The 14,537-nt window shown below is 54.3% G+C and carries 13 protein-coding genes; 6 read left to right on the top strand and 7 right to left on the bottom strand.

The window, feature by feature from the left end; genetic code table 11:
• Positions 1 to 206: 206 nt before the first annotated feature.
• From NA619_RS24530 to NA619_RS24520, 3 genes are all read right to left on the bottom strand, one after another.
• Positions 207 to 1,580: a heavy metal sensor histidine kinase gene (locus NA619_RS24530; RefSeq protein WP_003292663.1), complete on the bottom strand. Its 1,374-nt coding sequence runs from the start codon at positions 1,578 to 1,580 to the stop codon at positions 207 to 209.
• Positions 1,577 to 2,251 (bottom strand): heavy metal response regulator transcription factor, encoded by a 675-nt coding sequence (locus NA619_RS24525; protein WP_008569962.1) that lies wholly within the window; start codon positions 2,249 to 2,251, stop codon positions 1,577 to 1,579. The genes NA619_RS24530 and NA619_RS24525 overlap by 4 nt, the downstream gene beginning before the upstream one ends.
• A gap of 320 nt (positions 2,252 to 2,571) precedes the next feature.
• A complete protein-coding gene (locus NA619_RS24520; protein ID WP_127839251.1) occupies positions 2,572 to 3,891 on the bottom strand; it encodes an OprD family porin in 1,320 nt (439 codons plus the stop codon).
• Positions 3,892 to 4,282: 391 nt separating this feature from the next.
• Between NA619_RS24520 and NA619_RS24515 the strand changes: the two genes are divergently transcribed.
• From NA619_RS24515 to NA619_RS24495, 5 genes are all read left to right on the top strand, one after another.
• Positions 4,283 to 4,663 carry a hypothetical protein gene (locus NA619_RS24515; protein ID WP_255964390.1) on the top strand — a complete coding sequence of 127 codons (381 nt, stop codon included), beginning with the start codon at positions 4,283 to 4,285 and terminating at the stop codon, positions 4,661 to 4,663.
• A 58-nt stretch (positions 4,664 to 4,721) separates the two neighbouring features.
• On the top strand, positions 4,722 to 6,029 hold the full coding sequence (locus tag NA619_RS24510; protein ID WP_127839253.1) for a TolC family protein: 1,308 nt from the start codon (positions 4,722 to 4,724) through the stop codon (positions 6,027 to 6,029).
• Positions 6,030 to 6,037: 8 nt separating this feature from the next.
• Positions 6,038 to 7,384, top strand: a complete 1,347-nt coding sequence (locus tag NA619_RS24505; RefSeq protein WP_015275575.1) for an efflux RND transporter periplasmic adaptor subunit — start codon at positions 6,038 to 6,040, stop codon at positions 7,382 to 7,384.
• A gap of 17 nt (positions 7,385 to 7,401) precedes the next feature.
• Positions 7,402 to 10,572, top strand: a complete 3,171-nt coding sequence (locus NA619_RS24500; protein ID WP_015275576.1) for a CusA/CzcA family heavy metal efflux RND transporter — start codon at positions 7,402 to 7,404, stop codon at positions 10,570 to 10,572.
• A 233-nt stretch (positions 10,573 to 10,805) separates the two neighbouring features.
• Complete coding sequence (locus NA619_RS24495) at positions 10,806 to 10,931, top strand: hypothetical protein (protein WP_023444716.1); 126 nt, start codon at positions 10,806 to 10,808, stop codon at positions 10,929 to 10,931.
• 279 nt (positions 10,932 to 11,210) lie between these two features.
• On the opposite strand, the gene NA619_RS24490 is transcribed toward NA619_RS24495, so the two are convergent.
• Entirely contained in the window at positions 11,211 to 11,540 is a 330-nt protein-coding gene (locus tag NA619_RS24490) for a hypothetical protein (RefSeq protein WP_023444715.1), read from the bottom strand.
• 377 nt (positions 11,541 to 11,917) lie between these two features.
• Between NA619_RS24490 and NA619_RS24485 the strand changes: the two genes are divergently transcribed.
• A complete protein-coding gene (locus NA619_RS24485) occupies positions 11,918 to 12,838 on the top strand; it encodes a cation diffusion facilitator family transporter (protein WP_008569956.1) in 921 nt (306 codons plus the stop codon).
• 214 nt (positions 12,839 to 13,052) lie between these two features.
• Here the strand turns inward: NA619_RS24485 and NA619_RS24480 are convergent, their stop codons facing one another.
• The 3 genes from NA619_RS24480 to NA619_RS24470 all read right to left on the bottom strand — a co-directional run.
• Positions 13,053 to 13,514, bottom strand: a complete 462-nt coding sequence (locus NA619_RS24480) for a methyltransferase family protein (RefSeq protein ID WP_003292672.1) — start codon at positions 13,512 to 13,514, stop codon at positions 13,053 to 13,055.
• Between the two features lie 4 nt (positions 13,515 to 13,518).
• Positions 13,519 to 14,199: a DsbA family protein gene (locus tag NA619_RS24475; RefSeq protein ID WP_008569955.1), complete on the bottom strand. Its 681-nt coding sequence runs from the start codon at positions 14,197 to 14,199 to the stop codon at positions 13,519 to 13,521.
• The coding region (locus NA619_RS24470) for a disulfide bond formation protein B (RefSeq protein WP_255964389.1) at positions 14,196 to 14,537 on the bottom strand (342 nt) is incomplete at its 5' end. The genes NA619_RS24470 and NA619_RS24475, both read right to left, overlap by 4 nt.

The following is a 14,537-nucleotide window of genomic DNA, read 5'->3' as shown; positions in this document are numbered from 1 at the left end:
CTGCGGGCTAATTGCAACGATGGGCGGGAAGTTGAGGCTTGCGGCATTCTCGCCGGAATTAGCGAGGACGCATGCATTAAATGAACGGCGTTGGGGCTTGCGGGCCTGGTTACCCGGCCAACGCGCATGCCCTCGAAATGGTTGTTTGTCCCTGTGGTTTTTGCCCCTTCGTAGTGATGGCTGTCTCCGTGCGGTATCACTTTGAGTCAGGCCTGCCGAGGAAACGTGAGTTCAAACGTGGTCCGACCGTCTTTGCTGGCGACGGCCACGTGGCCTTTGTGGAGGTTCATCACTGAGCGGACAATCGCTAGCCCCAATCCTGCCCCGCGAGGTTGTATGCCGTTAACGCGGTAAAAGCGGTCGAACAGATGTGGGAGATGATCCGATTCGATAGTCGCGCCATGATTGGTGACAGCCAGCGAGACGATGTCTACGTCCTCCTCAAGGATCTTAAGTTCGACCGTACTGCCAGTATTTGAATGCCGCAGCGCGTTGGATAGCAGGTTGGAAATGGCCCGCTGGACCATAAGTCGATTTCCCAAAATCATGGCATCGCCCGTTACTGTCGTAGCGACTCCCGCTTCTTCGGCAAGGACTTCGAAGTATTCACATACGCGCCTCGCCTCGCTTCCTAAAGATAATTGTTCGAGCTTCAGTGCTGGGCTGGCGTGGCTGGCCTGGGCGAGAAACAGCATGTCTGACACGATTCGATCCATGCGTTCGAGTTCTTCAACCGACGACTCGATCACCTCCCGATAATGCTCCTTGCTTCGCTCACGCACCAAAGTCACCTGCGCCTTGCCTATCAGGTTGTTCAGCGGAGTTTTTAACTCATGAGCCACATCGTCCGAGAATTGTGACAGTTGCTGAACGCCGTCATCGAGTCGATGAAGCATTACGTTGAGGCTGTGCGCCAATGCCTGGAGCTCTTGCGGAAGCCGATCGGTGCGGATTCGAGGTGATAGATCCTGTGTAGATACCTTAGTCGCCAAGGCCCGGAACTTGCGAAGCGGCCGCAAGCCATTTTGGGCGATTAGCCATCCAGCCAATCCGATCAATATCAGTAGCATCGGCACGGTCACTAAGGCCGAGCGCAGGAATGCAGCCACCAGCCGTTGATCGGCACTGCGATCTTGCGAAAGTAAAAGCGTCATTGGAGCCAGTCCCGGGACTTGGATTTGCTTGCGCCCGGTTAGCATCTGCACGCCATCTTTCGTTGTCCAGCCAAGATAGTCGCCGTCCCTGCTCACGAGATCCAGCTGCTGCGGCGCATTGGCGAATCGGCCGATACTGAAAATGGGTGATTTCGCTGTATCGCCGATGACCGTAATCGAAAGGTTGTCATGGCCGAGTACGGTATCGCTCAATGCGTGTTGCCAGGAGCGGCCCATACGGGCTTTGGTGTCTTCGAGGAGTCCATGATCGATCTGAGAGAGCTTGGCCGTCACTTCCTCCTGGGCGCGCAGTTCCAGTTGGCGCACCAGTACCCAGTAGCTCAGTGCAATCAGCAGCGCGACCAAAGCGGCGCCGGTCAGTGTGATTTGAAGCGCGAGACGCGATGCGAGGCTGAGTGGCTTCAAGGCCGCGCCTCCAGCACGTAGCCCACACCCCGGATGGTGTGTATCAGGCGATCGCCGAAGGGTTCGTCCACTTTCATCCGCAGGCGACGAATCGCAACATCCACCACATTGGTATCGCAGTCGAAATTGATGTCCCACACCATGGCAGTTATTTCCGTACGCGTGAGGACTTCGCCAGTCCGGCGCATGAGCAGATGCAATAACGCAAATTCTTTGCTGGTGAGGTCGATACGCTGACCGCTCCGGTAAGCCCTATGCCGGGCCGGGTCCAGTTCGAGGTCGGCTACACGCAGGTTGCTCGGAAGTGTGACTGCCTCGCCTCGCCGCAACAGTGTCCGGATACGGGCAAGCAGCTCGGGGAACTGGAACGGCTTGACCAGATAGTCGTCGGCGCCCGATTCCAAGCCGCGGACTTTTTGCTCTAAGCGGCCATTGGCAGTCAGCATGATGACGCGTGTCTGCTTACGCCGCCTGATGAGTTCGAGAACCTCCCACCCATCCATGGTTGGCAGATTCACATCTAGCAGCACGATGTCATAGTCGTTCTGCAGTGCCAGGTGAAACCCATCGAGGCCATCACTTACGCAATCGACCAAGTAACCACATTCGATAAGACCCTGCTGCAAGTATTCCGCAGCTTTGATCTCGTCTTCGACAACCAGGATGCGCATGTTTTGAGGTAACTCGGCAAGGAGGTGCGCGGTAAGCGGAACCAAAAAAATCCATGTAGTAACTAGGTCAAGACGAAAGCGGCTTGGCTCTAGCGTGAAAGGCAGAGGCGAAAAGATCTGCCCAGGGAAGCGGGAAGCACTTTAACGCGGTAAAAGCCCTGTGAGGGCTATCTTGCGAATTTGTAATCTACCGGTCATTTGGTTGACCCGCAGCGCGAGCGGGTGCACCAAACGAAAAAAGGCGCCCTGATGGGCGCCTGAAACACATCTTCAAACCAAGGGAGCAAAACTAAAGAAGATGTGGTGTTGCTCATGGTGTTTCACAAGATCGAGAGAGGGTACTCGGCGATGAATCGGACCTCATCGAGGTCGGACTCGAAAGCAGTCGCCCGCGTGGTAGCCTGGCGCACCCGCAGAGAGAGGTCCTTGAACGAGCCTGTCTGTACAACGTAGCGTGCTTCGACGTCGCGTTCCCAGCGCTTCTGTCCGGACAGAGGCGCGCCGTTATCGTCTTGGCGCATATATACCTCATTTGCGTTGCTGTAATCGGCGCCCCAGCCGCGGGCGTAGCGAGTCATGAACGTAAGCCCAGGTATGCCGTAACCCGCCATGTTCAGGTCGTAGCGCAGCATCCAGGACTGCTCTTTAGGTGAGTTGAAATCACTGTACTGGATGGAGTTATTCAGGTAGATCGAGTCCGCCTGGCGCAAGTAGTCAAAGTCGTTGTTACCGTTGTTTCGCTGATACGACGCCGTGACGGTGTGCGCGCCGAAGGCGACACCCAGGCTGGAGCTCCAGATGTTGTTGTTGAACTCGCCCAGCAACTCGCGGCCTTCGTCGGTTGCCTTGTAGTAGTTGAAACTGCCCAGCAACGCGACGACATCGGAAAGCGGATAGGTGGCCGATAGACCGAAGTAATGTTGGTTCCAGGCATCCTTGAGCCGGCTGGTATACAGGCTAAGACTAAGATTTTCGTTGACGCTATAGTCGCCGCCTGCGTAGCCGAGCCAAGGCGAGTCGACGCCGCCGCCATAAAACGTGACGAAGTCATCGTTCGTGTTGCTGGTATTGGGCTGGCTCATCGCGTGCAGGCGGCCGCCCTGGAGGGTGAGGTCGTCCAGCGAGTTGTTCACAACGGTGACACCCTTGAAAGACTCCGGCAGCAGCCGTGCGTCACCAAAGTGCACGACAGGAGTAGCGGGAAATACATCGCCTGCCTTGATCTCGGTGCCCAAGAACCGTGCTTTCACGGCCCCCCCTACTCGAGAAAAGTCATCCTCGGCATCGCCGGCGCTATTGTAGGGGAGAAGATCGACGGTTCCGCCAGCACCGGAACGTCCTGATCCAGAATCGAGCTTGAGGCCGAGCATGGCGAAGGCGTCGACGCCGATCCCCACCGAGCCTTGGGTATATCCGGACTCGAAGAAGGCCATCAGCCCGTGAGCCCACTCCTCAGAGTAGCCATTGCCGGTCGCACTCTCACCGTCGCGAAAATCTCGATTGAAATAATAGTTGCGATTTATCAGCGATAGCGTGCTGCCTTCGATGAAGCCCTCCGCTGTTTCCGATTGGGCAAAGACCGGGGCGCTGCCCAATGCCAGTGAAAGGGCTGTTAGTGAAAAAACGGCCATTTTGCTCATGATGATGCTCCTGGTGTACGGCAGGTCAGTGCTCAAATGACGCCTTTCGCTTTTTTTTAGCGCTTAGGCAAGTTCTTCCCTGCAGATGACCGCAGGATTAGCGGCAAATTACTATTTTGTTATCTGAGAGGCAAGCAATCGCGCATATCCTCGATTACAGATTTGTAATGTTGCGGTCACGCGGTCGTTATCCACTCTTCTTTAAAGTCAGCCCCATGGCCATCAGTTATCTCCCCGGCTTGGCGAGGCTGATAAAAACGCTTTCGTGTATTGTGTCCTAAACCCAGGACGAATCACTGTCGCAGTAGCGGCGCTGTGTTCCGCGTCTTGGCGGGGGTAGCTCTATGATTGGATTCGACATCTAAACCAGGAAGTCATCGTTTTGCCTTGGATGAGAAAAATAGTTCTGCTGTTGTTGCTAGCCCTGTTCCCATTGCAATCATCATGGGCAGTTGTTAGCACGAGCTGCAGACATGAGGATGGTTCGGCAGCAAATCATCTTGGACATCACGAACATTCGCACGAGTCTCTGGGTGCTGACGAGGAAGGATCGTCAAAAGCCGCAAAAAAAATCAGTCTGGATGGAGACTGTGTCTTTCATGGCGACCATATCAAGCCGCTTATAACGAAAGGGATTTCTCCCGGTTCGGTATTATCAATAAGCTTGAAACCGTTTTCTTCTGCTAGCTACGCATCGGCTGAAGCCGGGCGTCCTGAAAAACCTAATTGGCGCATCGGTGCAAAGCCGGTGAGACGCCAGATTAACCAGTAGGACGCCATTTATCTGTATCTGACGTCTCACCGAACCTTCCCTTTTCTAGGAGATTTCGGTGCGAAAAGTTCTTTTACCGCTGGGGTTGACGATGTTGTCGTGCAACCTCGCCTCTGCGCAGCCTTTAGAGTTGCCGACCTTCACACAGACCTTACCTGTCAGTGTGTCAAATACCTTCCCCGTTGAGTCTGTCGACTCCATAAGCTTTGTACGCGCCTTGGAACTCGCTAGCTCTGCAAGCCCTGAACTGGCTGCTGCAAGACGTGAGCTGGCTGCTTCTCGCGCATTGATTAGCCAAGCAGGAGCACGTCCGAATCCAATATTGTCCGCTAGCCAGGAGGGAATCCGGGGCGATGCCCCGGAGACCACGCTTGAACTGAGCCAAGAAATAGAGCTGGGTGGTAAACGTTCGGCTCGTATTGAGGCAGCGCAACGCGCCATGGACGTAGCGGCCGCCGACCTACAGGACGCCCAAGCTCGACTGAGGGGGGCAGTGATGGGTGCATACTACGATGTGCTTACTGCTCAAGAACGGCTGGACCTCGCTCAGGCTGCTTCAAAGCTTGCGAAGCAAGCAGTGAACGTGGCCAATCGACGTGTGAGGGCCGGCATGGTCTCTCCCGTAGAGGAAACCCGGGCGCGGGTTGCGGCTACTGGAGTGCAAGTAGAGCTTGCCCAGGCCACAGCTGAACTCGAAGCTGCGCGCACTCGGCTGGCGGCCAACTGGGGAAATCCACAGCCACGCTTTGAGCGAGTAAAAGAGCCGGTAGAGGCAGTGCCTCCTCTTCCCGAGCTAGCTGAGCTTTATAGCCGTTTGAACGATTCCGCCCAACTAACCCGCGCGCGTCGGGAGGCTGAAAGACGTCGGGCTGCGTTGGAGCTGGAAAGGACGAATCGCTTTTCTAACGTGACGGTTAGCGTAGGTGCCCAACGCTCAGATGAATATAACGGCACGCTGGGACTGGTGAGTATCTCGATGCCCCTGCCGTTGTTTGATCGAAACCAAGGCAACATCGGAGCAGCACAGGAACGGGCCTACCAGGCGCAGGACGAGCTCAACGCCGTCCATATACGCCTGAAAAGCGAACTTTCCCAAGCGCACATGCGGCTGCGCACTGCTCGCCAGCAGTTTGAACTGTTGCGCAACGATATGCTCCCCAGTGCCCAAAGCGCTTATGAAGCTGCCAGCAAGGGGTTCGAACTTGGAAAATTCACGTTCCTTGACGTACTGGATGCTCAACGCACGCTTTTCCAAGCCCGATCTCAGTACCTGTCTGCGCTATCACAAGCTAACCAGGCGGCGGCAGAAATCTCGCGAATTGTCGGAGATGGGTCGGCCGTTATCACCTCGGCCACTCAGCCATAGGAATCCATATGAAAAGTAAATCGAATACATCTTCCTTGGCTGGTCACAAGAAGCAGATTTTTTGGATCGTCGTCATATTAAGCGTGGCACTTATGCTTGGCGGATTGCTTCTTCGCAGTAGTCCAGCTGTGCCCGATGCGGGCGACGCACATAGCGAGCATGGTGACGAATCGGAGCATGAGGATGAAGGGCATTCGGATGAGGATGCAGAAGCCGAAGGAGATCATGGCCATGATGAAGGAGGCGCCGATAGCGATCACGAGGTCGGTGCGGCAGAGAAAGATGAGCATGAAGATGAGCCCGAGGGAGCGGAGCATACTGAAACAGCAGAGGTAGAACTCTCAGAGACACAAATCCTAGCCGCCGGCATCTCACTGGCAACTGCTCAGCCCGCAAAGATAAAAAGCGCAATTGAGCTGCCTGGCGAAATTACATTCAACCAAGACCGCACAGCGCAAGTTGTGCCTCGTCTCTCAGGTGTCGTTGAAGCGGTCAAAGTCGATTTGGGCGAACAGGTGAAACAGGGGCAAGTACTTGCTGTGATCGCGAGTACAGACCTGTCGGAACGTAGAAGCGAGTTCTACGCGGCGCAAAAACGTCTTGCATTGGCTCAAAAAACCTATCGACGCGAAAAGGAGCTATGGGAAGAGCGTATTTCTGCGGAACAGGATTATTTACAGGCACAACAGGCTTTACGGGAAGCAGAGCTGACTGTTGCGAATGCAAACGCACAGCTACAAGCGCTTGGCAGTGATGCTGGCAAGCCAGACGCATTGAGCCGCTACGAACTCAGGGCGCCGTTCGATGGGATGATCGTTGAGAAGGACATCACGCTCGGTGAGTCAGTCAATACCGATGACCAGATATTCATCATTTCCGATCTCTCCACCGTGTGGGCAGATATCAGCGTTCCTGCCAATGCACTCAGCGCGGTACGAGTAGGCAGCAATGCCGTTATCGAGGCCACAGCATTCGAGTCCAGTGCCAATGGAACCGTTTCTTATGTCGGCTCACTTGTTGGTCAGCAAAGCCGCGCCGCTACCGCCCGGGTCACACTTCCCAACCCTGAAGGGGTTTGGCGCCCCGGCCTGTTCGTCAAAGTGCAGGTAGGCGCTGGCGAAGCATCCGTGCCAGTCGCAGTAAGTCCTGATGCGATCCACACATTGGAAGAAAAGCCGGTGGTGTTTGTACGGACCGACCATGGCTTTGCTGCTCAGCCAATCGTGAGTGGCCGCAGCGATAGTGACGCGGTCGAAATCAAGGAAGGCCTCCAGCCCGGAGCGCGCTATGCCTTGGATAACAGCTTCATCATCAAGTCCGAGCTTGGCAAAGCCAGCGCCTCGCATGCTCACTGATACGGAGTTATAGAATCGTGTTCGAACGTATCATTCGTTTTTCTATCGAGCATCGCTGGTTGGTTATGCTAGCCGTGCTTGGCATGGCAGCGTTAGGAGCTTACAGCTACCAAAAGCTGCCTATCGATGCTGTCCCGGATATCACCAACGTACAGGTGCAAATCAACACTGCGGCGCCAGGTTATTCCCCGCTGGAAGTGGAGCAGCGTATTACCTACCCGCTCGAGACGGTAATGGCTGGGCTGCCCAAGCTCGAGCAGACACGATCCTTGTCTCGATATGGACTTTCTCAGATCACAGTTATTTTTGAGGAAGGCACTGACATCTATTTTGCCCGCCAACTTGTGAACGAGCGCCTGGGAGGGGCCAAAGATCAGCTCCCAGATGGCGTCACTCCAACACTTGGCCCTATTTCCACTGGGCTTGGCGAAATCTATTTTTGGACGGTTGAAGCTGAGGAAGGTGCCACCAAATCGGACGGTACGCCGTATACCCCTGCTGACTTGCGTGAGATTCAAGATTGGATCATCAAACCGCAAGTCCGAAATGTACCTGGTGTTACTGAGATCAATACGATCGGAGGATATGCAAAGGAATATCAGATCGCCCCCAACCCAGACACTTTGCGGTCGTTTGGACTAACACTACAAGATTTGATCGAGGCGGTTGAGCAAAACAATAACAATCTAGGTGCCGGATATATTGAAAAGCGCGGCGAGCAGTATCTTGTTCGCGCTCCAGGACAAATGCAGTCTGTGGAGGACATCCGCGATACCCTTATTAGCAACGTTGACGGTACCCCAGTGCGTATCCGCGACGTTGCGACGGTCGAGGTTGGAAAGGAGCTCCGCACTGGCGCAGCCACCGAGAATGGCCGCGAAGTGGTACTAGGTACGGCCTTCATGCTTATCGGTGAAAATAGCCGAGTAGTTTCAAGGGCTGTCGACGACAAGATGAAAGAGATAAACCTTTCGCTTCCGGAAGGCGTAAAGGCAATTACTGTCTACGATCGAACTGTACTCGTAGACAAAGCTATATCCACCGTTAAGAAGAACCTCACTGAGGGTGCCATTCTTGTTGTGGTTATACTTTTTCTCTTCTTAGGCAATATCCGGGCGGCGATCCTAACCGCGCTTGTGATACCGCTTTCTATGCTCTTCACGTTCACCGGCATGGTAGCCAATCAGGTCAGCGCCAACCTGATGAGCCTAGGCGCATTGGATTTCGGCATCATTATCGATGGAGCCGTGGTGATTGTTGAGAACTGCGTGCGTCGACTTGCACACGCTCAGTCCCATCACGGACGGGCATTAACACTGTCCGAACGGCTTCATGAAGTATTCGCTGCGGCAAAGGAAGTGCGTCGGCCTCTATTGTATGGGCAGCTGATCATTATGATCGTGTATCTGCCGATATTCGCCCTTACAGGGGTAGAAGGTAAGATGTTCACGCCCATGGCGTTTACCGTAGTGACAGCGCTATTCGGGGCGATAATCCTTTCGGTGACGTTCGTCCCGGCGGCCGTTGCGCTCTTTATCGGTAAGCGGGTTACGGAGAAGGAAAACTTTCTAATCCGCAATGCTAAACGGGCCTACGCACCTGCGCTCGATGCGGTAATGGCCAACAAGCCAGCAGTGCTCACCTTTGCGGTAGTTGTAGTCATACTTTCTGGCCTCGTAGGGTCACGTATGGGCAGTGAATTCGTGCCTAGCCTCAACGAGGGAGACTTCGCTATCCAAGCCCTTCGTGTACCAGCTACCAGTCTTAGTCAGTCTGTAGAGATGCAGCAGCAGCTGGAGCGAAAGCTTATGGATGAGTTTCCGGAGATTGAACGCATATTTGCGCGAACTGGCACTGCGGAAGTGGCATCGGATGCTATGCCTCCAAATATCTCTGACGGGTACGTCATGCTGAAGCCACAAGAACAGTGGCCGGATCCAGGCAAGTCGCGTAATCAGCTCTTAAGCGAGGTGCAAGCATCCGCCGCTGAGTTGCCGGGCAATAACTACGAGTTTTCCCAGCCGATTCAGCTGCGTTTCAACGAGCTGATTTCCGGAGTTCGTGCCGCGGTAGCCGTGAAAATCTATGGTGATGACATGGACGTTCTTAACAGCACGGCGGCGGAAGTATCCGAGGTGCTAGGACAAGTACCAGGCGCTTCAGAGGTTACGGTCGAGCAGACGACTGGCCTTCCCATGCTCACGATTGATATCGATCGCGATCAGATCGCACGATACGGCCTGAGTCTAGATACCGTCCAGCAAGCGGTTGCAGTAGCTATCGGTGGCCGAGAGGCAGGCACCTTGTTTCAAGGAGATCGGCGTTTCGATATCGTGGTTCGTTTACCGGACGAGATACGCAGCGATCTCGCCGCAATTGAGCGGCTTCCAATTGCCCTTCCAAGGGAATTAAACAGCACCATAAGTTATATCCCCCTCGGCGAGGTGGCCACCCTGGATTTGGCCCCCGGTCCGAATCAGATCAGTAGAGAAGAAGGGAAACGGCGAATTGTCGTCAGTGCAAACGTCCGTGGTCGTGACATTGGATCATTCGTATCTGAGGCAGAACAGAAAATCCAGGCCCAGGTAGATATCCCGGCAGGTTATTGGATCGACTGGGGCGGTACCTTTGAGCAGCTTGAATCGGCAACGAAGCGGCTGCAGATTGTCGTCCCCGTGGCGCTGCTCCTGGTCTTCATTCTGCTTTTCATGATGTTCAACAATGTCAAAGACGGTTTGTTGGTCTTTACAGGGATTCCATTTGCGCTCACCGGAGGCATTGTTGCGCTGTGGCTCAGAGATATCCCATTGTCCATTTCAGCAGGTGTTGGCTTTATTGCTCTGTCAGGCGTCGCCGTTCTAAATGGCCTGGTAATGATCTCCTTCATCCGTAGCCTACGGGAGCAAGGTTTACCTCTGGACACTGCGATCCGCGAAGGTGCCCTTACCCGGCTACGACCGGTATTGATGACAGCCTTAGTGGCTTCACTCGGGTTCGTTCCAATGGCCTTGAATGTGGGTACCGGTGCAGAGGTACAACGTCCCCTTGCGACGGTGGTGATCGGGGGGATTCTCTCCTCAACGGTGCTAACGCTATTAGTTTTGCCGTTGCTCTACCAGATGGCTCATCGACGCGAAGACGAATTGGAGGAGCAAGAAATCGCGTTGGCCGCTGACAGAACAAGCTAGAGATTGGATGGCGGCACACAACGCCCCGTTCTTGCTAGCTAGCGAGAACGGGGCGCGTTAATTATCGGAGCGCAGTTTCATTAGCGGCGCAGCGGACAGCACAGCCTTTGTGGCGCAGTCTGATGCATCTAAGCGGTAAATAAAAAATTGCTCAGCGCTTAGTGCGTATGACTTTCGCTACATACGCGTCCTTGACCTGATGGCTTTCACCCACGGTGAGCTGACGAAGGATTATGCAAACAGCGACTGACCTGCCCCGGTCGGCAGCAAAGGGCGATAGCTACGACAAAGCCCTGGCTGGAACGATCAGCGGGCTGTGCAAGGCCGAGCTGACACCGTCAATCATGGGCGAACCGTGAGGCCTTTGAGATAGCGACCCAGACATGGGTGCGCTGTACGCCACAGCGTCTGTTCAGCTCACTCGGACATGATCCTTGCGAAGGCTAATAACAACAGATCAGGCAATGGCGGCCTGACTTAAACGAAACGGCTTATATAAATTCCGGGCGATTCGCTGGTAGCGATGTTGCGGGCAAGTTATGGAAACAAAAAAGCGCCCCGAAGGGCGCTTAGAGTGCAACTGCTTCCAAAGGAGATTGGAAGCTGCCGGAGGCGAATATCGTTCAGATATGAAGCGGTTAGTCAGCTTTGGTTTCTTTCTTGCTTTCCGTATTGTTCTGATCTTGGCGGGTATCCTTAATCTGTAATTCGTCTATTTTTCGTTTGGCGGATTCGGTTCCGTGAATTCGTTTTTGATCTGCTCGGAATTTTTCATTAAATTTAATTGAGCGGTCGTAACCATCTTCTGCATAAGACAATGCGGAGCCGCAGATTACCAAACCAACAACAATAGCTTTCAACAGATTCATAGGGCAGTCCTCGCTAAATTCAAAGGTGGCTTGCTGAGCTTTCTCGCTGAGCCCTGCAGGTTCGAATGAATTTTGCGTGATTGAAGTTAACAGCAGCATGAGCCAAGCATTACATTATTGAAATGTAATGCTTCCATTGCGCGGTGACATGAGCGCCTTGCTTCGTCATGTCAGCACCGAGGCGCACCAATCTGCAAGGGCCTATCCTACGAAAAGAATGATTGGAAGATTACAATTTTGTCATCTTCGGATTGACGCCGCATCATCTATCATTAGCGAGCAACGTCGTTTAACGTTTGAGAGGGATCGGCCAGTTATCGGCAAGTTTCAGACGATAATGCACGAACTCGCTTGAGAGTGGTCGCATTTCTGTCAGTGTGGTTTGGAAGGCCAGATGGTATTGGTGCTAGTATTATCTATTACTTTTTTGGGCTCCCTATCCTTGTCTTATGTTATTTAAGGACGGTTAAAAACCAATGGCTCACGAACATAACCATAACACCGAAGCCATAGGCGATAAGCGTTTAATCGCTGCCATTGGCGTTAATACTGTGCTAACTCTGGCACAAGTTGTTGGAGGAATACTTTCTGGCAGTTTATCGCTCATAGCTGACGCGCTACATAACTTGAGCGATGCCGCATCACTGGTTATTGCGCTCATCGCACGTAAAATCGGTCGCAAACCGCCAGATGCTTTTAAAACCTTCGGCTACCGACGCAGTGAAACCATAGCGGCTTTGATTAACTTGGTCACGCTGATTATCGTTGGTCTCTACCTCATCTACGAAGCTATAGGTCGGTTTTTTGCCCCACAGCCCATTGAAGGATGGACAGTGGTCGTGGTGGCGGGAATAGCCTTGATTGTAGATGTCGTCACGGCCTTGCTCACCTACACAATGTCTAAGAATAGCATGAATATAAAGGCGGCATTCTTGCACAATGTGTCGGATGCGCTGGCCTCCGTCGGTGTTATTATTGCCGGAACATTAATCCTTCTGTATGACTGGTATTGGACAGATACTGTACTGACGCTGATGATTGCTGGTTACGTGCTATGGCAGGGCTTTAGCATGCTACCTAAAACCATTCACTTGTTAATGGAGGGCGCACCAGAAGGAGTTTCCATCACTGATATAATCAATGTCATGGAGCAAGTGGACGACGTTGTGAGTGTTCACCACGTACATGTCTGGGAAATTGCCGAACATTCAACTGCATTGGAAGCTCACGTTGTCATCAAGAAGGCTAGCCTGCCCGAAATTGAACGAGTGAAGACTGATTTAAAACGTGTACTTCATGAGCGATTCAAAGTCAGCCACTCGACACTTGAAATGGAGCTAGACGGCAGTGTTTGTATCGACACCAGGCAGGCCGACAGTCATCGCAGCGAAGCATAAGCCTGCTTTGCGCTCACCGCTGTTGCTAGACAGTTATCTCGATATCAACGGAGTGAACTTGCGACATCACTCGTTGGCGCTATGTCTTCGACCAGAGACATGCTAGCGGCATGTGGCCAAAGCAGCTCGTCACGAGGAGATCAGGCTAGGTCGTGGCACCTTCGGCAGGCTGCCGCGACGAGCAAGCCCCGCCAGTCGCTACCGCCGCGGACGCTCAGAGCCAGCGGCGGACTCGTGCACGGTAGCGGGCAAATGATTCGCCGAACAATGTTTCCAGCGCCCACTCTTCGGCTGGGATCTGGAAACGGTTCATGTACAGCACGAAAGCAACTACGCCAAGCAGGGTTAGAGGCGAGGCCAAGACCAGCGCCCAAGCCGCCAGGATAATGGCAAAGCCTAAGTACATGGGGTTGCGGCTGTACCGGTAGATGCCAGCCTCCACTAATGCAGAAGCCTGCTGCGGCTGCAATGGATTAACCGTAGTACGCGCGCGGCGAAACGACAGGACGCCGGCGAGGCACACGCCGAGCCCCAGGAGCAGTATTGGCAAAGCGAAGGTCAGGCGCGCGGTCCATGCCAGTTCGAAACCCGGCAATTTGGTTCCCGACAAACCCATCAGCACAGCGATCAGGCCGGCCACGAGCAGCGGTGGCACGCGGTTTTCCAGCGCGCTCATAGTGTCATTCTCGTGCCTTGGCCACTTCGCTGTTCACCAACTGGCGCAGCGGCTCCGGGCCAAACTCGCTGAGCGCACGACCATTGACAAAAAAAGTCGGCGTGCCACGAACCCCAACGGCTTTAACGTCCTGCATGTCCGTTTCCAGCACGGCGTTGACGCCAGGCGTATGCATGTCCTGGCGGGCCTGTTCCAAGTTCAAACCGACGCGCTCTGCAGCAGCCCATGCCTGCGTTACCTTGGGGTCGTCGTGCCAACCGGGTTGGGCTTCCAGCACAGCCCCCAACACTTGTTCATGGAGATTTTGCTTACGCGCCGCCTCCAGCATTCGCGCCACCTCTTCGGAGCCTTGATGGAACAGTACATAGCGCAGCACCAAACGCACGTCTTCCGGGTTCTCGGCGAGGATCTGCTTCACATAGGGGTGGAAGGCGCGGCATGCCTCGCAGGAAGGGTCAAAGAATTCGACGATGGTCACTGGCGCTTGCGCCGGGCCGAACACTGGTGAGTGGAAGCGAACCAACTGGCCGCCGTTCTGTTTGGGTTGTGTCGCGGTCTCTTGGGCTGTCGAACCGGGAGCCTGGGCCTGTTGAGGCGATTGCGAGGGGGAATAGAAGAATGCGGCGGCAGCAAAGACGGCCAGGATCACGACACTGACGATCAGGACCACGGAACGGCGATTCATGGGGTGGTTCTCCGACGGATGATTATGAGCAGGATGGCGATAAGGATAAAAGCGAACAAGGCGAGTGCCGGCAGGGGCACCACGCCGAAGAGGGTCATTCCGGCGCCTGAGCAGGATGGACCAGTGGCCGTGCAGGGCTGGATCGGCTGTGGAATCAGCCCTGCATAGAGCAGCGTGTGAACAAATGCCAGTGCCGCACCGATAGCGGTCAGCGGCAGGGCATAGTGCCAGACGGTGAAATCCGAGCGGTAGCAGGCGATGGCCAGGATCACCGCCAGCGGAAACATGAAGGCACGCTGGAACCAGCACAACACGCAGGGTGCCTGGCCCATCACCTC

It is taken from the genome of Stutzerimonas stutzeri (genome assembly GCF_024448895.1).
Taxonomy (GTDB): Bacteria; Pseudomonadota; Gammaproteobacteria; order Pseudomonadales; family Pseudomonadaceae; genus Stutzerimonas; species Stutzerimonas stutzeri_Q.
Note: the sequence above shows the minus strand (reverse complement) of the source record. Positions and strands in the feature narration are given on the sequence as shown.

Excerpts from the sequence above, each read along its gene's own strand:
- NA619_RS24490 (WP_023444715.1), bottom strand. The coding sequence starts at position 11,540 with ATGCTGCTGTTAACTTCAATCACGCAAAATTCATTCGAACCTGCAGGG.
- NA619_RS24485 (WP_008569956.1), top strand. The coding sequence starts at position 11,918 with ATGGCTCACGAACATAACCATAACACCGAAGCCATAGGCGATAAGCGT.
- NA619_RS24515 (WP_255964390.1), top strand. The coding sequence starts at position 4,283 with ATGAGAAAAATAGTTCTGCTGTTGTTGCTAGCCCTGTTCCCATTGCAA.
- NA619_RS24475 (WP_008569955.1), bottom strand. The coding sequence starts at position 14,199 with ATGAATCGCCGTTCCGTGGTCCTGATCGTCAGTGTCGTGATCCTGGCC.
- NA619_RS24505 (WP_015275575.1), top strand. The coding sequence starts at position 6,038 with ATGAAAAGTAAATCGAATACATCTTCCTTGGCTGGTCACAAGAAGCAG.
- NA619_RS24480 (WP_003292672.1), bottom strand. The coding sequence starts at position 13,514 with ATGAGCGCGCTGGAAAACCGCGTGCCACCGCTGCTCGTGGCCGGCCTG.
- NA619_RS24525 (WP_008569962.1), bottom strand. The coding sequence starts at position 2,251 with ATGCGCATCCTGGTTGTCGAAGACGAGATCAAAGCTGCGGAATACTTG.
- NA619_RS24520 (WP_127839251.1), bottom strand. The coding sequence starts at position 3,891 with ATGAGCAAAATGGCCGTTTTTTCACTAACAGCCCTTTCACTGGCATTG.
- NA619_RS24495 (WP_023444716.1), top strand. The coding sequence starts at position 10,806 with ATGCAAACAGCGACTGACCTGCCCCGGTCGGCAGCAAAGGGCGATAGC.